Origin of the sequence: Bradyrhizobium oligotrophicum S58, assembly GCF_000344805.1 — a bacterium.
GTDB lineage: Bacteria > Pseudomonadota > Alphaproteobacteria > Rhizobiales > Xanthobacteraceae > Bradyrhizobium > Bradyrhizobium oligotrophicum.
In genome coordinates this window covers 6,875,289-6,899,404 of the sequence record NC_020453.1, presented here as the reverse complement: position 1 = coordinate 6,899,404, position 24,116 = coordinate 6,875,289, and the positions used below count along the sequence as shown (strand labels likewise).

At 65.7% G+C, this 24,116-nt stretch carries 26 protein-coding genes and 1 tRNA gene; 12 read left to right on the top strand and 15 right to left on the bottom strand.

Annotated elements, in window-relative coordinates:
• Positions 1-18 precede the first annotated feature (18 nt).
• Genes napA through napE form a run of 3 tightly spaced genes read right to left on the bottom strand, consistent with a single transcriptional unit; the run spans position 19 to position 3,062 of the window.
• Positions 19-2,523 (bottom strand): nitrate reductase catalytic subunit NapA, encoded by a 2,505-nt coding sequence (gene napA / locus S58_RS29830; protein WP_015669149.1) that lies wholly within the window; start codon positions 2,521-2,523, stop codon positions 19-21.
• A 15-nt stretch (positions 2,524-2,538) separates the two neighbouring features.
• On the bottom strand, positions 2,539-2,859 hold the full coding sequence (locus tag S58_RS29825; RefSeq protein ID WP_015669148.1) for a chaperone NapD: 321 nt from the start codon (positions 2,857-2,859) through the stop codon (positions 2,539-2,541).
• A gap of 17 nt (positions 2,860-2,876) precedes the next feature.
• On the bottom strand, positions 2,877-3,062 hold the full coding sequence (gene napE / locus S58_RS29820; protein ID WP_015669147.1) for a periplasmic nitrate reductase, NapE protein: 186 nt from the start codon (positions 3,060-3,062) through the stop codon (positions 2,877-2,879).
• Positions 3,063-3,237: 175 nt separating this feature from the next.
• On the opposite strand from napE, the gene S58_RS37890 reads away from it, so the two are divergent.
• The 7 genes from S58_RS37890 to S58_RS38725 all read left to right on the top strand — a co-directional run bounded on the left by S58_RS37890 (position 3,238) and on the right by S58_RS38725 (position 8,120).
• On the top strand, positions 3,238-3,453 hold the full coding sequence (locus S58_RS37890) for a hypothetical protein (RefSeq protein WP_144058419.1): 216 nt from the start codon (positions 3,238-3,240) through the stop codon (positions 3,451-3,453).
• Entirely contained in the window at positions 3,440-4,396 is a 957-nt protein-coding gene (locus S58_RS29815; protein ID WP_015669146.1) for an aliphatic sulfonate ABC transporter substrate-binding protein, read from the top strand. The genes S58_RS37890 and S58_RS29815 overlap by 14 nt, the downstream gene beginning before the upstream one ends.
• A gap of 35 nt (positions 4,397-4,431) precedes the next feature.
• A complete protein-coding gene (gene ssuD, locus S58_RS29810; protein WP_042341018.1) occupies positions 4,432-5,610 on the top strand; it encodes an FMNH2-dependent alkanesulfonate monooxygenase in 1,179 nt (392 codons plus the stop codon).
• Positions 5,607-6,413, top strand: coding sequence for an ABC transporter permease subunit (locus S58_RS29805; protein WP_015669144.1), 807 nt, complete (start codon positions 5,607-5,609; stop codon positions 6,411-6,413). Before ssuD ends, S58_RS29805 begins: the two co-directional genes overlap by 4 nt.
• A gap of 9 nt (positions 6,414-6,422) precedes the next feature.
• Positions 6,423-7,289: an ATP-binding cassette domain-containing protein gene (locus S58_RS29800; protein WP_015669143.1), complete on the top strand. Its 867-nt coding sequence runs from the start codon at positions 6,423-6,425 to the stop codon at positions 7,287-7,289.
• A gap of 14 nt (positions 7,290-7,303) precedes the next feature.
• Positions 7,304-7,885 (top strand): flavin reductase family protein, encoded by a 582-nt coding sequence (locus tag S58_RS29795; RefSeq protein WP_015669142.1) that lies wholly within the window; start codon positions 7,304-7,306, stop codon positions 7,883-7,885.
• Between the two features lie 79 nt (positions 7,886-7,964).
• Entirely contained in the window at positions 7,965-8,120 is a 156-nt protein-coding gene (locus tag S58_RS38725) for a hypothetical protein (RefSeq protein WP_042341017.1), read from the top strand.
• Here S58_RS38725 and S58_RS36970 read toward each other — a convergent pair.
• The 9 genes from S58_RS36970 to S58_RS29750 form a co-directional block, all read right to left on the bottom strand.
• Positions 8,111-8,644, bottom strand: a complete 534-nt coding sequence (locus S58_RS36970; RefSeq protein ID WP_244440663.1) for a hypothetical protein — start codon at positions 8,642-8,644, stop codon at positions 8,111-8,113. The two genes, S58_RS38725 and S58_RS36970, sit on opposite strands and share 10 nt — an antisense overlap.
• Entirely contained in the window at positions 8,574-9,953 is a 1,380-nt protein-coding gene (flbD, locus tag S58_RS29785; protein WP_015669139.1) for a sigma-54-dependent transcriptional regulator FlbD, read from the bottom strand. The genes S58_RS36970 and flbD overlap by 71 nt, the downstream gene beginning before the upstream one ends.
• A 53-nt stretch (positions 9,954-10,006) precedes the next feature.
• Complete coding sequence (fliN, locus tag S58_RS29780; protein WP_015669138.1) at positions 10,007-10,354, bottom strand: flagellar motor switch protein FliN; 348 nt, start codon at positions 10,352-10,354, stop codon at positions 10,007-10,009.
• Between the two features lie 30 nt (positions 10,355-10,384).
• Positions 10,385-11,005 (bottom strand): FliH/SctL family protein, encoded by a 621-nt coding sequence (locus S58_RS29775; RefSeq protein ID WP_015669137.1) that lies wholly within the window; start codon positions 11,003-11,005, stop codon positions 10,385-10,387.
• Positions 11,005-12,087, bottom strand: a complete 1,083-nt coding sequence (gene fliG / locus S58_RS29770) for a flagellar motor switch protein FliG (RefSeq protein ID WP_015669136.1) — start codon at positions 12,085-12,087, stop codon at positions 11,005-11,007. Before fliG ends, S58_RS29775 begins: the two co-directional genes overlap by 1 nt.
• Positions 12,088-12,132: 45 nt before the next feature.
• On the bottom strand, positions 12,133-13,734 hold the full coding sequence (gene fliF, locus S58_RS29765; RefSeq protein WP_015669135.1) for a flagellar basal-body MS-ring/collar protein FliF: 1,602 nt from the start codon (positions 13,732-13,734) through the stop codon (positions 12,133-12,135).
• A 335-nt stretch (positions 13,735-14,069) separates the two neighbouring features.
• Positions 14,070-14,345, bottom strand: a complete 276-nt coding sequence (gene sciP, locus S58_RS29760) for a CtrA inhibitor SciP (protein ID WP_002714638.1) — start codon at positions 14,343-14,345, stop codon at positions 14,070-14,072.
• Between the two features lie 253 nt (positions 14,346-14,598).
• Positions 14,599-15,300: a flagellar hook assembly protein FlgD gene (locus S58_RS29755; protein ID WP_015669134.1), complete on the bottom strand. Its 702-nt coding sequence runs from the start codon at positions 15,298-15,300 to the stop codon at positions 14,599-14,601.
• 12 nt (positions 15,301-15,312) lie between these two features.
• Positions 15,313-16,917 (bottom strand): flagellar hook-length control protein FliK, encoded by a 1,605-nt coding sequence (locus S58_RS29750; protein ID WP_015669133.1) that lies wholly within the window; start codon positions 16,915-16,917, stop codon positions 15,313-15,315.
• Positions 16,918-17,273: 356 nt separating this feature from the next.
• Here S58_RS29750 and mnmA point away from each other — a divergent pair, with 356 nt between their 5' ends.
• From mnmA to S58_RS29730, 4 genes are all read left to right on the top strand, one after another.
• Positions 17,274-18,467 carry a tRNA 2-thiouridine(34) synthase MnmA gene (mnmA, locus tag S58_RS29745; RefSeq protein WP_015669132.1) on the top strand — a complete coding sequence of 398 codons (1,194 nt, stop codon included), beginning with the start codon at positions 17,274-17,276 and terminating at the stop codon, positions 18,465-18,467.
• A gap of 27 nt (positions 18,468-18,494) precedes the next feature.
• Complete coding sequence (locus S58_RS29740; RefSeq protein WP_015669131.1) at positions 18,495-19,130, top strand: class I SAM-dependent methyltransferase; 636 nt, start codon at positions 18,495-18,497, stop codon at positions 19,128-19,130.
• Between the two features lie 78 nt (positions 19,131-19,208).
• Complete coding sequence (locus S58_RS29735) at positions 19,209-19,559, top strand: hypothetical protein (protein WP_042340306.1); 351 nt, start codon at positions 19,209-19,211, stop codon at positions 19,557-19,559.
• Between the two features lie 242 nt (positions 19,560-19,801).
• Positions 19,802-19,878, top strand: a tRNA-Met gene (locus tag S58_RS29730).
• Positions 19,879-20,115: 237 nt separating this feature from the next.
• Here S58_RS29730 and S58_RS29720 read toward each other — a convergent pair.
• Positions 20,116-20,301: a hypothetical protein gene (locus S58_RS29720; protein ID WP_015669129.1), complete on the bottom strand. Its 186-nt coding sequence runs from the start codon at positions 20,299-20,301 to the stop codon at positions 20,116-20,118.
• 98 nt (positions 20,302-20,399) lie between these two features.
• Between S58_RS29720 and S58_RS29715 the strand changes: the two genes are divergently transcribed.
• Positions 20,400-21,170, top strand: coding sequence for an SDR family NAD(P)-dependent oxidoreductase (locus S58_RS29715; RefSeq protein WP_015669128.1), 771 nt, complete (start codon positions 20,400-20,402; stop codon positions 21,168-21,170).
• A 28-nt stretch (positions 21,171-21,198) separates the two neighbouring features.
• On the opposite strand, the gene S58_RS29710 is transcribed toward S58_RS29715, so the two are convergent.
• Both S58_RS29710 and S58_RS29705 read right to left on the bottom strand, forming a co-directional pair.
• Complete coding sequence (locus S58_RS29710; protein ID WP_015669127.1) at positions 21,199-23,247, bottom strand: acetoacetate--CoA ligase; 2,049 nt, start codon at positions 23,245-23,247, stop codon at positions 21,199-21,201.
• Positions 23,248-23,303: 56 nt separating this feature from the next.
• Positions 23,304-23,996 (bottom strand): TetR/AcrR family transcriptional regulator, encoded by a 693-nt coding sequence (locus S58_RS29705; protein ID WP_015669126.1) that lies wholly within the window; start codon positions 23,994-23,996, stop codon positions 23,304-23,306.
• Between the last annotated feature and the right edge of the window lie 120 nt (positions 23,997-24,116).

Here is a 24,116-nt window from a genome sequence, read left to right as displayed (position 1 = left end):
GTTTCTTGATCATGATCGTCACACCCGCTCGATGCGCACGGCGCATTTCTTGTAGTCGGTCTGCAGCGAGATCGGATCGGTGGCGTCGAGCGTCACCTTGTTGATCAGCTTCGACTCGTCGAACCACGGCACGAACACGAGCCCGCGCGGCGGCTTGTCGCGGCCGCGGGTCTCGACGCGGGCGCGGATGAAGCCGCGTCGCGACGCCACCTTCACCTCGTCGCCGCGCCGCAGATTGGCTTCCTGCGCATCATCCGGATGCATGAAGCAGACCGCTTCGGGGAACGCCTTGTAGAGCTCGGGCACGCGACGGGTCATGGTGCCGGAATGCCAGTGCTCGACGACGCGGCCGGTCGACAGCCAGAACGGATAGTCCTTGTCGGGCGATTCCGCCGGCGGTTCGTAGGGTAGCGCGAAGATGCGCGCCTTGCCGTCGGGGAAGCCATAGAACTGCACGCCGGTGCCGGCCTTGACGTAAGGGTCGGAGCCCTCGCGAAAACGCCAGCGCGTCTCCTTGCCGTCGACCACAGGCCAGCGCAGGCCACGCTCCTTGTGATAGGCCTCGAACGGCGCGAGGTCATGGCCGTGGCCGCGGCCGAACGAGGCGTATTCCTCGAACAGGCCCTTGTGGACGTAGAAGCCGAACGCCTTGGACTCGTCGTTGGCATAGCCCGGCTCGATCTGGTCGACCGGGAATTTGTCGACCTGGCCGTTCTTGTAGAGCACGTCGAACAGCGTCTTGCCGCGCACGTCGGGCTTCTTGGCGATCAGCTCCTCGGGCCAGACCTCCTCGATCTTGAAGCGCTTGGAGAACTCCATCAGCTGCCACAGGTCCGAGCGCGCCTCGCCGGGCGCGGACACCAGCTGATGCCAGAACTGGGTGCGGCGCTCGGCATTGCCATAGGCGCCTTCCTTCTCCACCCACATCGCGGTCGGCAGAATGAGATCGGCGGCGAGCGCGGTCACGGACGGATAGGCGTCGGAGACGACGATGAAATTGTCGGGATTGCGGAAGCCCGGATAGGTCTCTTCATTCGCGTTCGGACCGGCCTGGAGATTGTTGTTGACCTGGACCCAATAGGCGTTGAGCAGGCCGTCCTTCAGCATCCGGCTCTGCAGCACGGCGTGATAGCCCGGCTTGTCCGGGATCGTGCCTTCCGGCAGCTGCCAGATGTGCTCGGCCTTGGTGCGATGCTCCTTGTTGGTGACGACCATGTCGGCGGGCAGGCGGTGCGAGAAGGTGCCGACCTCGCGCGCGGTGCCGCAGGCCGACGGCTGGCCGGTCAGCGAGAACGGGCTGTTGCCGGGCTCGGCGATCTTTCCCGTCAGCAGATGGATGTTGTAGACGAGGTTGTTGCACCAGACGCCGCGGGTGTGCTGGTTGAAGCCCATGGTCCAGAACGAGACCACCTTGGTCTTGGGATCGGCATAGAGCTCGGCCAGCGCCTCGAGCCGGTTCAGCGGCACGCCGGACATTTCGGCGGCCTTCTCCAGCGTGTAGTCGGAGACGAATTTTGCGTATTCGTCGAACGAGATGTCGGTGGCGTCATTGGCCTTGGTGCGGCCGGTCGCCTTCTTCTCCAGCGGATGCTCGGGCCGCAGGCCGTAGCCGATGTCGGTCTGGCCGCGCTTGAACACGGTGTGGGCGGTGATGAACTCCTTGTTGACGCGGCCGGTCTTGATGATGTGGTTGGCGATCGCGTTGAGGATGTAGAGATCGGTCTGCGGCTTGAACACCATGCCGATGTCGGCGAGGTCGAACGAGCGATGCTCGAAGGTCGAGAGCACGGCGACCTGGACATGCGGCGCCGACAGCCGGCGGTCGGTGACGCGGCTCCACAGGATCGGATGCATCTCCGCCATGTTGGAGCCCCACAGCACGAACGCATCGGTGGCCTCGATGTCGTCGTAGCAGCCGGGCGGCTCGTCGATGCCGAAGGTGCGCATCATGCCGGCGACGGCCGACGCCATGCAGTGCCGCGCATTGGGATCGATGTTGTTGGAGCGGAAGCCGGCCTTGAACAGCTTCGAGGCGGCGTAGCCTTCCCAGATCGTCCACTGGCCCGAGCCGAACATGCCGACACCGGACGGGCCGCGCTTCTTCAGCGCGTCCTTGTACTTCGACGCCATGATGTCGAAGGCCTCGTCCCACGTCACGGGCGTGAAATCGCCGTTCTTGTCGTACTTGCCGTTGGTCTTGCGCAGCATCGGATGCGTCAGGCGGTCATGGCCGTACATGATCTTGGACAGGAAGTAGCCCTTGACGCAGTTCAGGCCGCGATTGACCTCGGCCTTGATGTCGCCATGGGTGGCGACGACGCGGTTGTCCTTGGTCGCGACCATCACGCTGCAGCCGGTGCCACAGAAGCGGCAGGCGGCCTTGTCCCATTTCAACTCGCTGGCCTCGCGCTCGGTGACGAGGTTCGCTGCAAGCGAGCTGCCGGGCATGCCAGCGGCGGCCGCGGCAATCGCGGCGGCTTCCAGCTTGAGCATCTGACGGCGATCGATCTTTGGTTCGGTCATTGTGGTCTCGTGTGATTAGCCGGCGTCGATAGCGTGGAAGACGAGGCAGGCGGAGTGCACGTGCGGCAACAGCCCGATGCTGTTCATGGTGGCGCCGAGCGCGCCGGCATTGGGCGCATCGACCACGACGATCAGCTTGCCGCGTTCGTCGCGGCCGTGGATCTCGCAGCCGGACATCGCGACGATGTCGGCGGCGACGCGATCGAGCTGCTCGGGGCGGGTCTGCACGATGATGCTGGCGATCTCGCCGGAGGGCGGTGCGACGACGGGCTCTGCCGTCAGCACGCGGCCGGTGATCAGCGCGCGCCGGTCGACGGAGGTACGGGTGGTGAGCATGTGATTCGTCCTTCCGGTCAGTGCTGCGATGGCGGGCCGGGCGGCCCGGCCATCATCTGGTAGACCCACACCGTGAGCCCGTAGGACCCTACGGTGGCGACCGCGAGCGCGGGCATCAGCACGGCCGTGAGGAACAGGAAGGCAAAAATTTCCATGCGTCTGCGACGCGCACGCGCATTCGCATCGCTGCCGACGAGCGACATGAGAGATTTCTCTGCTAGGTAGGTAGGGGGAGTGGTTACGGCATCCGGGCCGCGCCTGCCTTCATTATAGGCCGGGATGCCCTGCGATGGCCTTGACTTGAATCAACCCGGGAACCGCGGCGACGGCTGGCCTCGGATCTGCGCGCCGCCGAACCGCGATCGTGGTTGATGGACCGTGAAGACCCGTGATCGGGTTGTCGATACCGAGAAATTCTCGCTGCTTTGCGCCGCCGTTTCGATACGAACATCCCCTCGCGGTGCGACGAAACAGGACCGGCATCGCTATTTTTCCGGGGTGCTCGACACGCGTTTCGCCCGCCACCATCATCCTGTGCATCGCATCAACGCGGATGCGCGGGTCTTGGTCGGAGAGGGCAATGAAGCGTCGTGATTTTCTGAAACTGTCTTTGGGATCTGCTGCCGTGGTGGCGTGGTCGGCGCCGCTGCGCGCCGAGGACAAGCCGAAGGAGATCCGCATCGGCACCCAGAAGGGCGGCTTCTTCCCGGCCGTGAAGGCCCACCGTACCATTGAGGACACGTTCAAGCCCGCCGGCATCGACATCGTCTGGGTCGACTTCCAGTTCGGTCCGCCGCTGCTGGAGGCCATCAATGTCGGCAGCGTCGATTTCGGCTATGTCGGCGACGCGCCGCCGATCTTCGCGCAGGCGGCCAGCGCCAGGATCCGCTATGCCGCCGCCGTCAGGCAGAACGGCAGCAGCCAGGCGATCGTCGTGCCCAAGGACTCACCGATCAAGACGCTCGCCGATCTCAAGGGCAAGCGCGTCGCGTTCGGCAAGGGCTCGAGCGCGCACAATCTGCTGGTCGCAGCCCTCGAGAAGGCAGGCCTGTCGTGGAGCGACATCACGCCGGCACCGCTCGCGCCGGCCGACGCCACCGCCGCCTTCGTCAAGGGCTCGGTCGACGCCTGGTCGATCTGGGATCCCTATCTCGCGCTCGCCGAGCTCAAGGAGAATGCGCGGGTGATCGCGTGGGACAAGGACGTGCACAAGCCGAACTCGTTCTACATCGTGGGCAGCGACTTCGTGGAAAAGTATCCCGCCGTCGTCGCCAGGCTGAACGCGGCCTTCGCAGCCGAGGGCGTGTGGGCCAACAGTCATCACGACGAGGTGGCCAAGGCGCAAGCAGAAGCCACCGGGGTCGATCCTGAAGCGGTCAAGCGCTTCGTCGATCGCTCGGTCTACAGCGTCGTGCCGATCGACGACGAGATCATCAAGAGTCAGCAGGCCGTTGCCGACCGTTTCGCGCGCGTTGGCCTCATTCCGAAGCCCGTCAACGTCGCCGACATCGTCTGGAAGTGGACACCGTCCACCTGACGCCCGATCGCGACACCAATCCGAAAGACATCGACATGAGTAACGATTCGTCGAAGCCCAATGTGCTGTGGTTCCTGCCGACCCATGGCGACGGCCGCTATCTCGGCACGTCACAAGGCGGCCGCGAGGTCAATTTCAACTATCTGCGCCAGGTGGCGCAGGCAGCCGATCAGCTCGGCTATTACGGCGTGCTGATCCCCACGGGGCGCAGCTGCGAGGATTCCTGGATCGTTGCCTCGGCGGTGGCGCCGTTCACCGAGAAGCTGCGCTATCTCGTCGCGGTGCGACCCGGCCTGCAATCGCCGGCGGTCGCCGCGCGCATGACCGCGACGCTCGACCGCGTCACCAATGGACGGCTGCTGGTCAACGTCGTGACCGGCGGCGATCCGGTCGAGAACAAGGGTGACGGCGTCTTCCTTTCGCATGAGGAACGCTACGAGGTCACCCGCGAGTTCCTCACCGTCTACAATGCGCTGCTCGAAGGCGAGGCCGTCAACTTCTCCGGCAAGCACATCCAGGTCGAGGATGGCCGCCTGCTGTTTCCGCCGGTGCAGTCGCCGCGGCCGCCGCTGTTCTTCGGCGGCTCCTCGGATGCCGGCATCGACGTCGCCGTCGACACCGTCGAGAAATATCTCACCTGGGGCGAGCCGCCGGCCGACGTCGCTGCCAAGATCGCCAAGGTGAAGGCCGTTGCCGACCCGCGCGGGCGCAAGTTGTCGTTCGGCATCCGCCTGCACGTGATCGTGCGCGAGACCAATGAGGAGGCCTGGGCTGCCGCCGACGATCTCATCAAGCACGTCACCGACGACACCATCGCCTCGGCGCAGAAGATTTTCGCGCGCATGGACTCGGTCGGGCAGCAGCGGATGTCGCAGCTGCATGGCGGCCGCCGCGACAAGCTCGAGATCAGCCCGAACCTGTGGGCCGGCGTCGGCCTCGTCCGTGGCGGCGCCGGCACGGCGCTGGTCGGCGATCCCGACACGGTGGCGGCGCGCATCCGCGAGTATCAGGATATCGGCATCGACACCTTCATCCTGTCCGGCTACCCGCATCTTGAGGAAGCCTATCGCTTCGCCGAGCTGGTATTCCCCAAGCTTGGCTTGAATGTCTCGGGGCAGGGCGGCAACGTGACCAAACTCCGCGCCAATACCGGGCCGTTCGGCGAGACCATCGCCAACGAGCATCGTCCGTTGCAGAGGGCCTCGCAATCATGAGCCTGATCGACAGCCTCCCCAAGGTCCGCAAGCTGGCCGTGCCGCGGGCGGACGGATTCCTGCCCTGGCTGGTGCCGCTCGCGATCATCCTGATCTGGCAGGCGGCCTCGGTTGCGGGCCTGGTGCCGCCGCGCGTGCTGCCCGCACCGAGCGACGTCGCGCGCGCCGGATGGAAGCTGCTGTTGTCCGGCGAGCTCGGCCGCAACATCTGGGTCAGCTTCTGGCGCGCCTCGATCGGCTTTCTGATCGGCGGCGGCATCGGCTTCGCCTTTGGTCTGGCGAATGGCCTGTCGCAGCTGTCGGCGAAGCTCACCGACACCACGCTGCAGATGATCCGCAACGTGCCGCATCTGGCGCTGATCCCGCTGGTCATCCTGTGGTTCGGCATCGACGAGAGCGCAAAGCTGTTTCTCGTCGCGCTCGGCGTGTTCTTCCCGGTCTACCTCAACACGCTGCACGGGATTCGCACCGTCGATCCGCAACTCATTGAAATGGGCCGCGTCTATGGCATGACCGACGGCGAGCTGTTTCGCCGCGTGATCTTCCCCGGCGCACTGCCGTCGATCTTCGTCGGCCTGCGCTTCGCGCTCGGCATCATGTGGCTCACCTTGATTGTCGCCGAGACGATCGCGGCCTCCTCGGGCCTCGGCTACATGGCGATGCAGGCGCGCGAGTTCATGCAGATCGACGTCGTCGTGCTCTCCATCCTGATCTACGCCCTGCTGGGCAAGGTCGCCGACAGCGCCTCGCGGGTGCTGGAGCGGCTGACGCTGTCCTGGCATCCGGCCTTCAGCAAGCATTGAGGTCTGCACATGCAGCAAGCTCTCCGAGTTCCCCTGTCCGATGTCGACGTGATCGACAGCACCGATGTCATCGGGCATGCTGAGGCTTTCCGTCATGCGAGGAAGCCAGGCGTGTCGCCGCAGCCGGCAAGACCCGAGGCGCGCGGCCTGCCGCTCGCGATCCGCGACCTCCATAAGTCGTTCGGTGACAACGAGGTGCTGCGCGGCATCGACCTGGACATTCCGGTCGGGCAGTTCGTCGCGATCGTCGGCCAGAGCGGCTGCGGCAAGAGCACGCTGCTGCGCCTGATCGCCGGGCTGGACAAGCCGACATCCGGCAGCATCAGCTTCGGCGAAGCCGCGGCGCGGCCCGAGGATATCCGCGTCATGTTCCAGGAACCGCGGCTGCTGCCGTGGGCGCGGGTGCTGGCCAATGTCGAGGTCGGTCTCGGCCGTGAGCGCAAGTCGGCTGGCGCGCATGAGCGCGCCCGGCACGCGCTGGAAGAGGTCGGCCTCGCCGAGAAGCGCGACCAGTGGCCGGCGGTGCTGTCGGGCGGCCAGAAGCAGCGCGTTGCGCTGGCGCGGGCGCTGGTGAGCGGACCGCGCCTGCTGGCCTTCGACGAGCCGCTGGGGGCGCTCGATGCGCTGACGCGGATTGCGATGCAGCGCCTGCTCGAGCGGGTCTGGGCCGATCAGACATTTACCGCAATCCTGGTCACCCATGACGTCGCGGAAGCCGTGGCCCTGGCCGATCGCGTGCTCGTCATCGAGGATGGCCGGATCGCCGAGGACATCACGGTCGGCCTGCCGCGGCCGCGTCAGCGCGGCTCTGCCGAACTGGCGGCGCTGGAAGGCTCGATCCTGGGCCAGTTGCTTGGACCGGGCACGGCGGGGTAGGAGATATCATCGCAATGAACTCCATCATCCGTCACATGCCCGATGCTACGGCGCTTCAGCCCGACTTCCGCTCTGCGATGCGCCAACTGGTCGGCGGCGTCAGCGTCATCACCGTCGGGCGGGGCGATGACGTGACCGGCATGACCGTGAGTTCGCTGTCGTCGCTGTCCATCGAGCCGCCCTCGGTGATCGTGAGCCTGAACCGGAATGCCTCGTCATGGCCGATTCTGCAGCGGGAACGCGTTTTCGGGGCCAATCTGCTGGCCGCAGACCAGATCGAGGTGGCCGAGCGGTTCTCGGGTAAAGGCGGCCTCCGAGGCACCGAGCGATTCGCCGGGGCCGAGTGGCGCAAGCATGTCACGGGCGTGCCACTGCTGGTCGGGGCGCTCGCTGCGCTGGATTGCGAGGTCGAGGAGATCATCGAGCGGCATTCCCATGGCATCGTGATCGGCCGTGTCGTGCATGTCGACATCGCGCCGCAGGCCGCAGCCCTGGCGTATTGGCATGGCGGCTATGTCGCCGTTGATCGCGACGACGATCTCGGCCGGCTTGCCGCGCTCAGCGTGCCTGATCCGCGGCGCACGCCCGAAGGGTGAGTTCGGCGCGGGGTGGCGTCGCGAAGCCGGACGCCGTAAAAGCGCCGAGGCCTTTTCGGCGGTGTTTGCGGCGGAGCTGATGAAACGGATCGGAACCTGGGCGCTCTACGTGGTCGGCACGGTCGCGGTCCTCTATCTTGCGCTGTATGCCTATGCGGTCCTCACGCAGCGCGAGTTCACGCCGGGCGATCCCATCCACATCTTCCGCAGTCCCGAAGCGCCGAGCTATTCCTGAGGCTGAGCGCGCCTGGCGCGTCGTTGTCGCTTCTCGCGAATCCAGGGATCGGGAGACTGCTCGCAATTCTGCAACTGCATCCAGTCTCGCGTCAGGAACTGGACGCGGCACCGTCGCCAGACCCGGGTCTGCGTCTTGCCGTCAGCAGACGTGTCGACGTCGGATAGCGCGAGGAACGGCGGCCGCCAGCGATAGCTGCGTTGATTGTCCCAGCCGTCGCAACCGCCGGTGCCGCATGCGATCGTTCGCGACACCAACTGGCCTTCGCGCGCGAAGCACCAGCTGCGCGAACCCCACTCCTCGCCCGACGAAGGCTGCATCAGCGGTGCGTGAGATATCTGCTCCCAGCAGCCTGCCAGCATGCCGCGCGTCGCCCCACCGGCTGCTGAAACGGAAAGCGGCGCGCCCAGGACGAGCGCGCCGCTGACGATGATGCGGATGAAGGTCGACAGACTACACCGGACTGGGCATGCGCGGGGTGTCCCCGCTGCCCGGCGGCGGGATCGGCACGCCACCATCGGCATATTCGTTGAGCTTGTTGCGCAGCGTCCGGATCGAGATTCCCAGGATGTTGGCCGCATGTGTCCGGTTGCCCAGGCAGTGCTTCAGGGTTTCGAGGATCAGGTCGCGCTCGACGTCGGCCACGGTGCGGCCGACCAAAGCGCGCGTGACCTGCTCCGCCGCCATCGTAGCATGCGCCACCGCCGGCTGAGTCTTGCCAATGTCGAGGCGCGCGCCGTCTGGCGTCAGGATCGCATCCGGTCCGATCTCGTCGCCCTGCGCCATCAGCACCGCACGATGCATCGTGTTCTCCAGCTCGCGCACGTTGCCCGGCCAGCGGTTGGTCGTGAGGATGCGCTTGGCGTCGGCCGAGATCGGCCGCAGCGGCACCGCGTTGGCCTCGGAATATTTGCGCGCGAAATGCTGCGCCAGCTCGAGGATGTCCGCGGGGCGCTCGCGCAGCGGCGGGATCTTCAAATTGACGACATTGAGCCGGAACAGCAGGTCCTCGCGGAACGAGCCTTCGCGCACGGCGTCGGCAAGATTGCGGTTCGAGGTGGCGATGATGCGGATGTCGACCGGCACGGGGCGGGTGCCGCCGACGCGGTCGATCACGCGCTCCTGGATGGCGCGCAGCAGCTTGGATTGCAGCCGCACGTCCATTTCCGAGATTTCGTCGAGCAGCAGGGTGCCGCCATTGGCCTCTTCGAACTTGCCGATGCGGCGGGCGATGGCGCCGGTGAAGGCGCCCTTCTCGTGGCCGAACAGCTCGGACTCCAGCAGGTGCTCGGGGATCGCGGCGCAGTTGATCGAAATGAAGGGACGCTTGGCGCGGGCGGAGCGGCTGTGGACATAGCGCGCCAGCACCTCCTTGCCGGTGCCGGACTCGCCGGTGATCATGACCGAGGCGTCGGAGCCGGCGATCTGCTGGGCGAGCTTGATCACCTTGGCCATCGCCTCGTCGCGATAGACGAGATCGCGGGAATCGTTGGCGACGGCCGCGAGCACGGCGGCGATCAGCTCGGGATCCGGCGGGAGCGGAATGTATTCCTTGGCGCCGGCGTGGATGGCTGCGACCGCGGCGCGGGCGTCGCTGGTGATGCCGCAGGCGACGATCGGCACGTGGATGTGCTCGGCGTCGAGCCGCATCACGAGATCACGGATGTCGAGCGCGACGTCGACCAGCAGCAGGTCGGCGCCCTTGCCGCCGCGCAGCACCCGCATCGCCTGCTCGTTGTCCTCGGCATGGGTGACGGTCGCGCCATTCTCCATGGCGATCTTGGTGGCCGCGGTGAGTTGCCCCTTCAGCGTCCCGACGATGAGAAGCCGCATGTTCGTCTCCTATTCGGTCGCGCCGCTTGCGAAACGCGCGCAGGTCATGTCTGTCAGTTGCGGTCGGACTTGATGATTTCGGTCATCGTCACGCCGAGCTTGTCTTCGACCAGAACCACCTCGCCGCGTGCCACGAGCCGGTTGTTGACGTAGATGTCGATGGCCTCGCCGACCTTGCGGTCGAGCTCGAGCACGGTGCCGGGCCCGAGCTTCAGGAGCTCGCCGACATCCATCTTGGAACGGCCGAGCACGGCCGAGACCTGCACCGGCACGTCGAACACCGCTTCGAGGTCGGCCGCGATGCGCGCGGCATGCTCTTCTTCGTTGTAGCCGACGTCGCCGCCCAGCGGAGGCGCGTCCGCCGCGTTGAGGTCGGGAAGCGGGATCTCGTTGTCGCTCATGACTTAAACTCCCTCGGCCATTTCGATGGCCTAGTCTTTCCGGGACGCGATGTAGCGCCCGACCAGTTCGTTGATCTTGGCATCGATGGCGTCGCGCTCCAGCACGACGCCCCCGTCGGCCCATTCGATGCGGCAGTCGCCGGTCGCGATCTCCGGCTCTGCGAGGATCACCAGGCGGCCCTCGAAGCCGCTCTGCTTGGCGAGCTTTTCGATCTTCTCGCGGGCGAGCTCGTACAGGCTGTCGTTGATCCGGAGCACCAGATGCGGCGTGGCCACCAGATGCGCGAAGCAGTCATGCACCAGGCCGGTGATCTCGCCGAGCGGCTCGGCGGCGACCAGCGCCGCGCACAGCTTGCGCGCGACGGCAACCGCGACGTCGACTGCTTCGTTTTCCATCCGCGTCTCGATGCCGGAGAAGCGGGCGGAGATGCCCTGCAATTGGATGTTGATCTGCTCCAGCGCCGACGCGACGCGGCGGTCGGCCTCGACCTTGGCCTCGCGCTGCGCCGCCTCGTAGCCGTTGCGGTAGGCGGCAGCTTCGGCGGCCGCGACTTTCTGTGCAATCTCGGCGGACGTGGCCGCACGCTCCCGCGTCGTCTTCTCCGGCGCGGCGAAATCGGTATCGAACAGGAATTTCGCGGGCTGAGCCATCAGTACACCAGTTCGTCGTCGGCGCGGTTCTTGCTGAGCATGATCTCGCCCTTGGCGGCGAGGTCCTTTGCGAGGTTGACGAGCAGGGCCTGCGCCTCGTCGACGTCGCGCAGGCGCACAGGTCCCATTGCGGCCATGTCGTCCTGCAGCATCTTGGCGGCGCGCGACGACATGTTGCCGAAGAAGAAGTTGCGGACCTCCTCGTTGGCGCTCTTGAGCGCCACGCCGAGCTTGTCCTTGTCGACATTGCGCAGCAGCGTCTGCGCCGAGGCGGAATCGAGCTTGATCAGGTCGTCGAAGGTGAACATCAGCGCCTTGATGCGCTCGGCGGACTCGCGGTTCTCTTCTTCGAGAGAGGTGATGAAGCGGGTCTCGGTCTGGCGGTCGAAATTGTTGAAGATCTCGGCCATCACCTCGTGGGCGTCGCGGCGGCGGGTCTGCGACAGGTTCGACATGAACTCGACCCGCAGCGTCTGCTCGACGCGCTCGATGACCTCCTTCTGCACCGCTTCCATGCGCAGCATGCGGCCGATGACGTCGAGCGCCATGTCCTCGGGCAGGATCGCGAGCACGCGCGCGGCATGCTCGGGCTTCAGCTTGGACAGCACGACGGCGATGGTCTGCGGATATTCGTTCTTGAGGTAGTTGGCGAGCACCTCTTCCTGGACGTTGGAGAGCTTCTCCCACATGTTGCGGCCCGCGGGGCCGCGGATCTCGTCCATGATGCCGGTGACCCGCTCCGACGGCAGATATTGCTGCAGCAGCCGTTCGGTGGCGTCGAAATTGCCCATCAGCGCGCCGGAGGCCGACATCCGCGAAACGAATTCGAGCATCAGGTCCTCGACCACGTCGGCCTCGACGGTGCCGAGCGTGGACATCGCGAGCGAGAGCTCGCGCACCTCGTCGTCGTCGAGCTGCTGCCAGATCTTGCCGCCATACTGCTCGCCGAGCGCCAGCATCATCACGGCCGCACGCTTCGGGCCGCTCAGGGGCTCGGTCTTCGCGCGCTGCGACTGGCGGCTCGCAAGCGTCGCGATGACGGTGGAGATGTCGTTGGCGTTCTGAGTCTGCGGAAGCGACATGGCGATCTACGTTCTTTTCAGTTCGGGCAGTTCACGTCGGTTGGATCAGTTCTGCGGCTCGGCGAGCCACTGGCGGATGATGGCGGCGGCTTCGCCCGGATTGCGCTCGGCGAGTTCACCCACGCGGTGCACGGACTGGGCGTGAACCTGGCCCTGGACCTGGGCGACGTCGATCAATGTGGCGGTCTGCTGGGCGTGGGCGGCCTGCGCCTGGACGGTTTCGTCGGTGAGCGCGGGCACCCCACCCCTCAGCGCGGCGACCTCTTCGGTGGAGATGATCTTCTTCACCAGCGGCCGCACCACCATGAACACCACCACGATGCCGAGCAGCATCATGACGGCGAGCTCGATGACGTACATCACGTCATCCTTGGTGAAGTGGAGCATGCCGAGGAAGCCGGTCGGCTCGTTGATCTGAGGGACGGTCGGCGCGTCGGCGAATTTCAGGTTGACCACCTCGACCTGGTCGCCACGTTTCTGGTCGAAGCCGATCGCGGAGCGGACCAGCGCGGCGATGCGGTCGAGCTCGTCCTTGCTGCGCTCCTGATAGACCAGTTCGCCCTTCTCGTTCTTGGAGTAGGCGCCGTCCACCAGAACCGCGACCGAGATGCGGTTGACCCGGCCGGCCTCGGTGACCTCGGTCTTGGTGGTCCGGGAGATCTCGTAATTGTTGGTCTCTTCGGTCTTCTTGCTCTGGTCGCGCGGTTGCGGCTGGGGCGGGTTCTGCTGGTTGCCCGGCAGCTCGTTGTTGACCGTGACCTGTCCGTTGTTCTCGTTGGTGGCCGACTGCTCTTCGCGGGTCTGGCTCGATCGCAGCACCCGCCCTTCCGGATCGTAGCGGTCGGAGGTCTGGGTGACGCGGTTGAAGTCGAAGTCGGCGGAGAGCTGGACGCGGGCGCGGCCCGCGCCGACGACCGAGGAGACGATGTCCTCGACCTGCTTGCGCATCCGTTTCTCGAAGGTGCTGCGGCGCTCGTCGCCGACCTGCTGGTCGATGTCGGTCTGGGTGCCGTCGGCGAGCAATTGTCCGGCTTCGTCGACGATCGACACCCGCTGCGGCTTCAGGCCGTTGACGGCGGAGGCGACGAGATGGCGGATGGCGCGGATCTGCGCCGGCTCCAGCGCCCCGCGCACGCGCACGACGATCGAGGCCGACGGCTCCGGGGTCTCGCGCGAGAACAGCGGCCGCTCCGGCAGCACGAGATGGACGCGCGCCGCCTGGACGCGGTCGATGGCGCGGATGGTGCGGGCGAGCTCGCCCTCCAGCGCGCGCAGATGGTTGATGTTCTGAACGAAGCTCGTGGTGCCCAGCGCGTCCGACTTGTCGAAGATCTCGTAGCCGACGCCGCCGCCCTTGGGCAGGCCGCCCTCGGCGAGCTTCATGCGCAGCCGGGTGACCTTGTCCTTCGGCACCAGGATCACGCTGCCTTCATTGCGGATCTCGAACGGAATTGCCTGCCGCTCCAGGTCCTTGATGATGCTGGAGGAGTCTTCCATCGTCAGGTCGGTGAACAGGGTGGTCATCTGCGGCGCCGTCACGCGAATGATGACGAAGCCGAAGAAGCCGATCAAAGCGGCGGTGACCGCGATCATGGCGGTCAGCCGCGCGGCGCCCAAACCCTTCAGGAAGTCCAAGAGACCTTGCAAGCAACTGCCCCATAGTTCGGCATTCGACGGGTGGCTGCTGAAAGGTGATTTGAGCTTCGCGGGCCTTTACGGCCGGTTGCAGATATCGCGAAATTCAATCGTTAAACCTTCACCAGCACCCGCATTCCAGGTGCGATCCGATGCCAGCCTCCGCTCCCGCAGTCGCGAGACGGTTCGCGGAGGTTGAATCGAACCACTGGGCAATTATTGCCTATGGGAAGGTTTCGATATGGTTAACGATCGTTAAAGGGTCCTAACAAAGTGTAGTCATGGCAAAAATCGGCTTGGCGGGGCCAAGCCGATTTTCGAAGAAATCCAGTCGCGTTCGGAACGCTTTATTGGCGATATTGCTGAATTCGGGTGGTGCGCAGGCCGGCGAGACCGTGCTGGTCAATCGAGAACTGCCACGACAGGAATTCGTCGACGGTCAGGGTGTAGCGGCTGCACGCTTCTTCGAGGGACAGCAAACCGCCGCGAACGGCGGCAACGACTTCAGCCTTCCGGCGAATGACCCACCTCTTGGTGCCTGGCGCAGGCAAATCCGCGATGGTGAGCGGGCTGCCGTCAGGCCCGATGACGTATTTCACCCTCGGGCGATGGGGTTCTGTCATGGCGTACTCACAAACTCTTAACCACTGAACTCACGGTAAGACCCTACGCCGCCTCGCTTAAAATTTGCCTAAGCAAAGGGCGTGAATCCGAAGCTCGGCGCGAACGCCGCCGCGCCCGGCGGCAAGACGCCCCGGGAGCTGAATCGTGGTAAATGATTGGTTAAGAATTTCCGGCGCTTACGCTGACATGTCGCCGCGGCAGCTGAGCTTGATGTTCAAGCTCAGCTGGGATCGGTTCAGAGGGGGCTGAGAGCTAGCTGACGATCCGCTGGATCTGGTTGACCGTGTAGGTCTGGCCGCCGATCGTCAGCATTGGCGGCTGCTGGGTCAGGTCGACCGAGGACACGGTGCCCTGGACCTGGGTCGAGATCGCCACCGGGCTGCCGTTGGTCACATCGGTCGCGACCGTCGTGATCTTGTACTGCCCGTCCGGCCATTGGGTGCCGTCATTGCCCTGGCCGTTCCAGTTGTAGGTCTGATTGTTGCCGGCGCTGGCGGTATATTTGCCGGTGAAGACGGTCTGGCCGACGCTGTTGGTGATGTTGACGGTGAGGTTGCTGTCCTTGGGGATGCTGAGATCCCAGCTCGCCTTTCCGCTGGTCATGGTCGTGGTGGAGCCGCTGACCACGGCGGTCTTGCCGACGAAGGCGAGCGCCTGGGTCGCCTGTGTCGTCTGCTGCATCGTGAGCAGCGAGGCGAGCTGGTCGTTGGTCTTGAGCTGCTGCTCGACGCCGGCGAACTGCACGAGCTGCTGGGTGAACTGATTGGTGTCCAGCGGGTCGAGCGGGTTCTGGTTCTGCAGCTGCGTGGTCAGCAGCGTCAGGAAGGTCTGGAAATTGCCTGCGATCGTCGAGCCCGTGCTGGAGCCGAGGCTGCTGTTGTTGCCAGTTGACGAATTGGAGTTGGTGGTGCCCGAGACTGGCGGGTTTGCCGTGATTGCGTCGCCGATTGCCATGGAAGCCTCCTGTTAAACCCTGATATCCACGCCGCCTTGCGCGCTGAACATGCGTCCATAGGACCGTCCAGCGAGCTGTGCCGGGACTGTTTCGTCCTCGGTCACGATCAGGCGTTGCGCGTTGGCGTTCTGCTGGTTGTCGCCGCCGTTCTGGCCGGACGAGTTCTGGTCGCGCAGTGAGAATTGCAAGCCGCTGTTGTTACTCTTGAGACCGGCGTCCTGCAGCGCCTGCTGCAGTTGCGGCGCGGTCTGCTGCAGCATCGCGAGCGTCTCCGGCTTCTCGACGCGCAGATGCGACGTCACCTGGCCGTTGCGATCGACGTCGATGCGGACATCGATGCGGCCAAGCTCCGCCGGATCGAGCCTGATCTCGAAGCGGCTCTTGCCGTTGAGCGCGGAGGCCGCGATCTCGACCGCGAGCCCGTGCAGCGGCACCGCGGCGGCGGTGGCCGCGGTCGCGGTGAGGTTGGCGGCGGTGATCGGGTTGGCAGACGTTGCAGGGGTGGCGAGCTGCGGCTGCAGGGCAGACGCGGCCTGGGCCGTCGGGTCTGATACGGGCACGTTGCTCTGCGCGCCGGCCTGCGCCGCGCCGCGCTCATGCGCGGATGACGCCGGCGCGTTGCCGTCGCCCTTGGCGGTCGGTGCGATCTCGCCATTGTCCGGCTTGGCGGCAAGGGCGGGCTGTTGCGCGCCGCTGGCCTGGTTCGGCTGATGGGCGCCCTGCGTCGTGAGGCTGCCTTGGTCGGAGGTCTTGGCGGCTTCACCGGTCGTGAGGCCCGTCTTGCCCGCTGTGCCGGGCTTGCCGGTCGCCTTGGTGCGGCCGGGGACGGCTGCATCGAGTGCGGCCGTGAAGGTCTGATCAGGTGAAGCGGTCGCGTCGCCGGAAGCGGGGGTCGTCGCGCCGGCGCCTGCCGGTGTGGCGGCGGCTTCGTCCGACGTCTTGACCGGGGTGGCGGACTTGGCGGCCGCGGCCATCAGCCCTGCGGTGGCATCGGCCGAGCCGGTTGCGCCAACGCCGATGGCCCCGGCGACCGGCACGGCCGGGGCGGGTGCGGCGGAGGCGGCATCGCCATCCGGTGCGGCAGCGGCCGCGGCCGGATTGGCCAGCGTGATCTCGGCGGGGATTGCGACGGCGACTGGGGCCGGCGTCGCGGTCATTTGATCGACGGCAGCCTGCGCTGCGGCAGTCGCATCCGCGCTGCTCTGGTCGCCATCCTTCTTGTCGCCGGTCTTGCCGGTGGCGGCGTCGGCGGTATCGGTTCCGGACTTGGCAGATTTGTCGGCGGTCGCATCCGAGGACGTATCCGAGCCCGGCTTGCTGCTGCGGTCGGCCGGCGCCGCACTGCTGTCGGCTTTGTCCTGTGCCCCCGCCTGGCTGGCGCGGTCGGTGTCCGTGCTGCGCGAAACATCGCGGCTGGCGCTCGATGCGGAACTGCTGGCGCGGGGCGCCGACGTAGGGGCGGTGGGAAGCGACGAGGTCGACGGATCCGGCGGCGTCGCGGCATCGACCAGCGCCGAGAAGCTGTCGGACAGCTGCGAGGCGTCCTGACGGGACTGTTTCGGCGCTGGCGTCTTGAGAACCGTGCCGGCCTGGATGTCTGACGTGACGCTGAACACCTTGGAACCTCTTGCGATGAACTCGACAAGGCAGTTCAGCAAGGAGCGGGCCAAGGTGGCGTTACAAATAAATATACATAATATCATAGACTTAAACGATGGCCGGCGCGACCTTGGGACGCGGCTCCCCCCACCATTTCTGCCCGGCCGGCAAGAATTGCCGCTGCCCTCTGCGGCCAGCGCGATTGCTTCGCAGGAAGTGCGCCTATATTAAAGACAGATGCTTCTCGTGTTGTTTCCGGCCAGAAGACCGTGTTCGGAAGTCGCTGGAGGCAAGCCATCCGCAAAGACGGCGCATGCGAGGCGTTCCCGCGCCGGGGACCCCTGCCTGACGCCGCGATCGCAGTGACGTGACCATGCTCAACAGTCTCGATCTCGAAGGCCGTCCCGAGGACACCAGGGTCGTCGTCGCCATGTCCGGCGGCGTGGACTCGTCGGTGACGGCTGCGCTGTTGAAGTCGCAAGGTTACGACGTCGTCGGCATCACCTTGCAGCTCTATGACCATGGCGCCGCGACCCACCGCAAGGGCGCGTGCTGCGCCGGCCAGGACATCCACGACGCCCGCAACGTCGCCGAGCGCTTGGGCATCCCGCATTACGTGCTGGACTACGAAGACCGTTTCCGCGAGTCCGTGATCGATAATTTTGCCGCCAGCTACGCGTCGGGCGAGACGCCGGTGCCGTGCATCGAGTGCAACCGGGCGATCAAGTTCGGCGATCTCTTGAAGACCGCGCGCGAGCTCGGCGCCTCCGTGCTGGCGACCGGCCATTACGTCGCCTCGCGCCGGCTGGCGGACGGATCGCGCGCACTCACCTGCGCGGCCGATGCCGATCGCGACCAGAGCTATTTCCTGTTCGCGACCACGCGCGAGCAGCTCGACTTCTTGCGCTTTCCGCTCGGCGACATGACCAAGCCTGAGGTGCGCGAACTGGCGCGCCGCTTCGAGCTGGAGGTCGCCGACAAGCACGACAGCCAGGACATCTGCTTCGTGCCGACCGGGCGCTACACCGACATCATCGGCAAGCTGCGCCCGAACGCGATGGAGCCGGGTGAAATCGTCGATCTTCAGGGGCGGGTGCTCGGCGCGCATCACGGCATCGCCAACTACACGATCGGCCAGCGCAAGGGGCTCGGCATCGCCGCCGGCGCGCCGCTCTACGTGGTCAAGCTGGACGTCGCGACCCGCCGCGTCGTGGTCGGCCCGCGCGAGGCGCTGCGCACGCATCGCATTACGCTACGCGAGGTCAACTGGATCGGCGACGGCGCGCTCGATGCGGCCGTGCGCGACGGTCTCGAACTGTTCGTCCGGGTGCGTTCGACCCGTCCGCCGCAGCCGGCCTGGCTGCGCGGCGCTGACGGCCACTACGAAGTCGAGCTCGTTGCCGGCGAGGAGGGCGTCTCGCCCGGCCAGGCCTGCGTGTTCTACGACGCGGCCTCCGGCCGTGCCCGTGTGCTCGGCGGCGGCTTCATCCAGAGTGCGGCCGCGCAGAGCATGGCGTCAGCCGGCATCGCCAGGCCGCAGCGCGTGGCCGAGCCGGTTCGCGGCTGATCATTTCTCATCATTCAGGGCAGGGGCATGGGGGACATCGACCGCGCGGGGGTCGAAAAGGCCTACGAGCGCTGGGCGCCGGTCTACGACCTGGTGTTCGGCAAGGTCTTCGATCAGGGGCGACAATCGACCATCGCTGAAGCCGACCGCATCGGCGGCCGCATTCTTGATGTCGGCGTCGGCACCGGCCTCTCTTTGTCGGATTATGCCCGCACCACGAAGATCTGCGGTGTCGACATTTCCGAGCCGATGCTGCGCCGGGCGCAAGCCCGCGTGCGCGAGCTGAAGCTGTTCAATGTCGAGACCCTGGCGGTGATGGACGCCAAGCATCTCGCCTTTCCCGACAACTTCTTCGACGCGGTCGTGGCGCAATATGTCATCACCGCGGTGCCGGACCCTGAAGCCACGCTCGATGATTTCGTCCGCGTGCTGAAGCCGGGCGGCGAACTGATCCTGGTCAATCATATCGGCGCCGAGAGTGGTCCACGGCGCATCTTCGAGCTCGCCTTTGCGCCGATCGCGCGCCGGCTCGGCTGGCGGCCGGAGTTCCCCTGGGCCCGGCTCGTGAACTGGGCTGCGAAGCACGGCGGCATCACGCTTGCCGAACGCCGGCCGATGCCGCCGCTCGGGCATTTCTCGCTGATCCGCTACCGCAAGGGCTGATCGCCGGACCATGTCGTCCGTTGCGCGTCGCGCGCCTTCGACGCGGGAACGCGAAGGCAGGCTTCGCGTTGCCCCGCCATGAGCATCCGTCAATCCTTGTTCCTTTCGTTGGTGCTGGCGTCAGCCTCGGCCGTGACTCATGCCCAGGCGCCGCCGACGCCCGCCACGCCGCCGCAGGCGACCGCGCCGACCCCGAACCAGAATGCGGCGTGTGCGCCGAATGAGCGGGCCACGGCCGCCCCTGACGGCATCACCACCGGCCGCGCCGGTGAGCCGTTGGGTGAGAAGCTCGCCAAGACCAACGGCGTATTGTGCCCGCCGAGCGGGGTCGATCCCGAGATGCACGCGCCGACGCCCGAGGGCGGCACGACGCCGGTGATCCCGCCGCCCGGCACTCCCGGCGGCAATCCGAACGTGCTGCCGAAGTGAGCCGGCTCGACGCGTGAGATTCGGCGCAGACGGCCGTTGCTCCGACGAAGCGCCCGCATGCCCGCTGCACGGGACGCTGAGGTTGCGCCAAGGCCTTGACGAGTCGGATGTAAATCGCGTGGGAGGAAAACCGCTGCTGGCTGCGAGCTTTGCTTGACAGGGGCGAGAACGGCTCCTTATATGCCGCCCGTTCACAAGGCCCGCCGCACTCGTCCACCGGCATCGTCTTGATCGAACACCGTGGCGGGGTAGCTCAGCTGGTTAGAGCACGGGAATCATAATCCTGGGGTCGGGGGTTCGAGTCCCTCTCCCGCTACCAATCTTTCCCCAGCACTCCCTTAACCCTGCTTGGATATGCGACACGCCCGAGCCTCAGGTCCGGCGCGCAAAAAGCCCGACAGCATCCTGCGGGGACGGTTCGGACCCTGACTTCAACGCCGAGACGCAAGAGGCGCTCGTGGATGCCGGCGAGATCAACCACGCGGCCGCGGCCGCACGGGCGGTCGACGCGATGGGCGGGTTGCTCATGCAACGCTCGGCAATCTGACAGAACTCATCATTGCGGTGCCTGCGCGATCCGCGGGCACACCTTGGCGAAGGCATCCGTGGTCGGCGCTATCGTCACGAATTGCTGTTCATACAGCAGACGGCGCTCTTGCTCGGCGGCCTTCGCTCCCATGTTCAGGAGCGCCAAAGGTGAGCTGGCGAGCTGACGCCCGCGCACCGCAAGGAACGACGGCATCGCCGGCAGCTTTAGATCGTCCGAGCATTGGGCGGGTTGGACCTGTCTTTCGAACCCGCATGGCAACCTGGTCCTCGAGAATGGAATAAGGAGCTCAAATGGCGATGGTGTTCATCACGGGCAGCACCGACGGGCTTGGTCGGGCAGCTGCGGAGGCTCTCCTTGATTGCGGACATCAGGTCCTCCTGCACGCCCGATCAATTCAACGCGCCGGAACCATCGGCGAGGTCGCCTCGCGCGCGTCGGGCGTCGTCATCGGCGATCTCAGCAAGGCTGCGGACGTCGGCGCCGTAGCAGATCAGGTCAACGCCGTCGGGCGAATGGATGCGATCATCCACAACGCTGGCGTCTACACGGAGCCTGATCGCGGCTCGACGCCGGAGGGTCACGCCCGCTCGCTCGCAATAAACACTCTTGCGCCCTATCTGCTCACGGCGCGCCTCGATCGGCCCGCTCGGCTGGTCTTCATCAGCAGCGGGCTGCATCGCGGAGGAGAAGGATCATTGGATGATCTCGATTGGACGCGGCGCCCCTGGGATCCCGCCCGCGCTTACGCCGAAAGCAAGCTGCACGTTGTTGCGCTCGCCCTGGCCCTGGCGCGACGTTGGCCGAGCGTCCTGAGCAACGCGGTCGATCCGGGCTGGGTCCGCACGAAAATGGGCGGTGCAACCGCGCCTGTCGACCTGGAGACCGGGCAACGGACTCAGTCATGGTTGGCGGTGAGCGAGGATCCTGCTGCCCTGGTCAGTGGGCAATATTGGCATCACTTGCGACGGGAGCGGCCAGCCCCACAGGCGGCCGATCCTGCGTTTCAGGATCAGCTCCTGGCGAAACTGGGCGAGTTGACGGGTGTCGTCCTCGATGCATGACGGCAAGCGTCTTGCTCGAGGCCCGCTGTTACGTCGCGCCTGAACCGGTCTGCAAACGGCTCCGCGCGAATGCGATGTACCAGTCGAGGCAACCGGGATTGGCCATTGCATCGCGGTTGATGACCTTGTCGAGCGGCTGCCCGAGCAGCAGCTTCTTGATCGGGAGCTCCTGCTTCTTGCCGGACAGTGTGCGCGGGATCTCAGAAACCGCAAAGATCTCGTCGGGCACGAAACGTCGCGAGAGGCCGGCTTCGACCGCCATGTTGATCTTCCGCTTCATCGCCGCATCGAGCGCGACGCCGTCGCGCAGCACCACGAACAGCGGCATGTAGCTGTCCCGGCCGAGATATTCGAGATCGACGACCAGCGAGTCCAGGATCTCCGGCAGTGCCTCGATGGCCGAGTACAATTCGCTCGTCCCCATCCGCAGTCCGTGGCGATTGATGGTGGCATCGCTGCGGCCATAGATGATGCAGGAGCCGTCCGGATCGACCTTGAGCCAGTCGCCATGCCGCCAGACCGGTCCTCCCCCTCGCGCCTCGAAGGCGTCGAAGTAGCTCGCGAGATAGCGCGCATTGCCTTCGTCGTTCCAGAACCGCAGCGGCATCGAGGGCATCGGCTCGGTGCAGACGAGCTCTCCGACTTCGCCGATGACGGGCTCGCCCTGGTCATTGAAGGCCTCGACGGCCGCGCCGAGTGCGCGGCATTGCATCGTTCCGGGCACCTGCGGCAATTCGCGATTGCCGCAGATGAAGGCGCCGGCGAAGTCGGTGCCGCCGGAGATGTTGGACCACCACATCTCGGCCTGTGCCCGGCTGCCATTGAGCTGTGCGAGCGCCGCAAACCGCTGGTCGAACCAGGCCTGCGTGTCGGCGCTGAGTGGTGAGCCGGTGGATCCGAGACAGCGCAGATGGGACAGATCGCCGGCGTCAGCCAGATCGATGTCCGCCTTGACGCAGCTCGCGAAGAACGCCGCGCCGGCGCCGAAGAAGGTCGATTTGGAGTTCGCCACGAACCGCCACAGCGTGGTCCAGTCCGGATGATCCTTGGGACCAGCCGGGCTGCCGTTGAAGATGCAGCACGTGGTGCCGTTCAGAAGCGCGCCGACCTGGTTGTTCCACATGATCCAGCCGGTCGAGCTGTACCAGTGATAGCGCTCGCCGAAAGAGTTCGGCTGATAGGAGCAGCCGATGTCGTTGTGCAGCCCGAGCAGGGCCAACGTGACGATGATGATGCCGCCGTGACCATGCACGATCGGTTTTGGCAATCCGGTGGTGCCGCTCGAATAGACGATCCAGAGCGGATGATCGAAGGGGAGCCATTCCGGTTCGAAGGCATCGATGCTGGCGCCCGTTCCTGAGAGGACATCCGAGAGATGGACGCCCCCGGCGACCGGCGCGCCGGCATCGCCGCTGTGCAGGATGACGTGACCGACTGTTGGCAACGACCGCTGCAGCTCCTCGACGACATCGCGGCGATCGTGCCGGCGGCCGGCATAAGTGACCGCATCGCAGGCGATCAGCACCTTGGGCTCGATCTGCTTGAACCGGTCGATCACGGCGGGCGCGGCCATGTCGGGCGCGCAGACGCTCCAGATCGCGCCGATGCTCGCGGCAGCGAGAAACGCGATCATGGCTTCGGGGATATTGGGCAGATAGGCGGCGACCCGGTCGCCGGGCGCCACGCCCTGCTCGCGCAGATGCAGCGCCAGGGCGGCTGCCTTTCGCCGAAGCTCCGGCCATGACGTTTCCGTGAGCCTGCCGTCCTCGTGACTGCTGATGATCGCAGGCAGGCCCGCCGCATCGGCGGCTTCGACGTGCCGAAACACCTGCCGTGCGTAGTTGACGGAAGCTCCGGGAAACCAAACCGCTCCCGGCATCGTGCGTTTGCCCAGGACAGTCGAGAATGCGGTCGACGACTGCAGATCAAAATAGTCCCAGATGCTACGCCAGAAGCCGTCGAGGTCACGGATCGACCACTGCCGCATCTGCTCGAAGTTCTCGAAGTGAAGACCGCGATTGTCCTTCAGCCATTGGCGATAGAGGGCCATTTGCGGGACGTAGGGAGCTGTCATCATTGGTTCCGGCTGCTTGTTTGCGTGGTGTGCGACCGATGGGAGATGCCGAGGGGCGCTCATTTCGACTTCTGCTTCCGCCGCTTGTAGAGCGCGTTGAAGCCTCCGGCCATGAAGGTCACGAACCGCTCGCGGACAGCCACGAAATCGTCGGACTTGCACAGACCTCCCGACAGCCGGTCGATCCGGCCGGTCCGTGACAGGATCAGCGAGTAGGCGCCGGAGGTGAACTGGAAGCTCCAGAACAGGTCCTCGGGCGTGGCGTCGGGCAACGCCTTCTGCAGCAGCCCGATGAGACGCAGCACCATCGGATCGAGATAGGCGTCCATCATCTCCACGCCATAGCCCGGCGCGTTGGCGACTTGCGCGAAGATGCGGCCGAAGTGCCGCCAGTTGTCCTCTTCATTGACGTAGACGTCGAACGCGCCGTCATAATAGGCGCGCAGCGTGCCTTCCACGGTCGGACGATCTCCGACCTTGGCCTCGTAGGCATCCAGCCCGGCCGTGCGCACCGTGACAGCGTATTCCATGCGGCGTTCGAACACGGCATCGAACAACGCCCTCTTGCCCTCGAAGTAATAATGGATCAGCGCGGGGTGGATGCCCATTTTGTCGGCCACATCCTTGATCGTCACGCCGTAATAGCCGAGCTGCGCAAACAGCTCCTCGCTGGTGTCGAGGATCAGCTTCACCGTCGTCGCGCGCTGTTCCGCGCGCGTGCGGCGCCCCTCCGGCTTCGGCTCTGCTGGCATGCTCTCCCTGGTCCCCGATCGGCGCGCTGGACGGCGTCATTGGTGTTTCGACGATGAGCGGGCGGGCACGCCCGGTCAAGCAGGACTTCGGGCTTCCGACAATTTCATTTAGCACTAAAT

Coding starts and splice junctions, on each gene's coding strand:
- napE (WP_015669147.1), bottom strand. CDS start 3,062: ATGTCGCTCGTCGGCAGCGATGCGAATGCGCGTGCGCGTCGCAGACGC.
- S58_RS38725 (WP_042341017.1), top strand. CDS start 7,965: ATGAAACGGATCGGAACCTGGGCGCTCTACGTGGTCGGCACGGTCGCG.
- napA (WP_015669149.1), bottom strand. CDS start 2,523: ATGACCGAACCAAAGATCGATCGCCGTCAGATGCTCAAGCTGGAAGCC.
- S58_RS29710 (WP_015669127.1), bottom strand. CDS start 23,247: ATGATGACAGCTCCCTACGTCCCGCAAATGGCCCTCTATCGCCAATGG.
- S58_RS29705 (WP_015669126.1), bottom strand. CDS start 23,996: ATGCCAGCAGAGCCGAAGCCGGAGGGGCGCCGCACGCGCGCGGAACAG.
- mnmA (WP_015669132.1), top strand. CDS start 17,274: ATGCTCAACAGTCTCGATCTCGAAGGCCGTCCCGAGGACACCAGGGTC.
- S58_RS29805 (WP_015669144.1), top strand. CDS start 5,607: ATGAGCCTGATCGACAGCCTCCCCAAGGTCCGCAAGCTGGCCGTGCCG.
- fliN (WP_015669138.1), bottom strand. CDS start 10,354: ATGAGCGACAACGAGATCCCGCTTCCCGACCTCAACGCGGCGGACGCG.
- ssuD (WP_042341018.1), top strand. CDS start 4,432: ATGAGTAACGATTCGTCGAAGCCCAATGTGCTGTGGTTCCTGCCGACC.
- sciP (WP_002714638.1), bottom strand. CDS start 14,345: ATGACAGAACCCCATCGCCCGAGGGTGAAATACGTCATCGGGCCTGAC.
- S58_RS29775 (WP_015669137.1), bottom strand. CDS start 11,005: ATGGCTCAGCCCGCGAAATTCCTGTTCGATACCGATTTCGCCGCGCCG.
- S58_RS29825 (WP_015669148.1), bottom strand. CDS start 2,859: ATGCTCACCACCCGTACCTCCGTCGACCGGCGCGCGCTGATCACCGGC.
- S58_RS29715 (WP_015669128.1), top strand. CDS start 20,400: ATGGCGATGGTGTTCATCACGGGCAGCACCGACGGGCTTGGTCGGGCA.
- S58_RS29800 (WP_015669143.1), top strand. CDS start 6,423: ATGCAGCAAGCTCTCCGAGTTCCCCTGTCCGATGTCGACGTGATCGAC.
- S58_RS36970 (WP_244440663.1), bottom strand. CDS start 8,644: ATGCCGATGGTGGCGTGCCGATCCCGCCGCCGGGCAGCGGGGACACCC.
- S58_RS29755 (WP_015669134.1), bottom strand. CDS start 15,300: ATGGCAATCGGCGACGCAATCACGGCAAACCCGCCAGTCTCGGGCACC.
- S58_RS29720 (WP_015669129.1), bottom strand. CDS start 20,301: ATGCCGTCGTTCCTTGCGGTGCGCGGGCGTCAGCTCGCCAGCTCACCT.
- fliG (WP_015669136.1), bottom strand. CDS start 12,087: ATGTCGCTTCCGCAGACTCAGAACGCCAACGACATCTCCACCGTCATC.
- flbD (WP_015669139.1), bottom strand. CDS start 9,953: ATGCGGCTTCTCATCGTCGGGACGCTGAAGGGGCAACTCACCGCGGCC.
- S58_RS29815 (WP_015669146.1), top strand. CDS start 3,440: ATGAAGCGTCGTGATTTTCTGAAACTGTCTTTGGGATCTGCTGCCGTG.
- S58_RS29740 (WP_015669131.1), top strand. CDS start 18,495: ATGGGGGACATCGACCGCGCGGGGGTCGAAAAGGCCTACGAGCGCTGG.
- S58_RS29735 (WP_042340306.1), top strand. CDS start 19,209: ATGAGCATCCGTCAATCCTTGTTCCTTTCGTTGGTGCTGGCGTCAGCC.
- S58_RS29795 (WP_015669142.1), top strand. CDS start 7,304: ATGAACTCCATCATCCGTCACATGCCCGATGCTACGGCGCTTCAGCCC.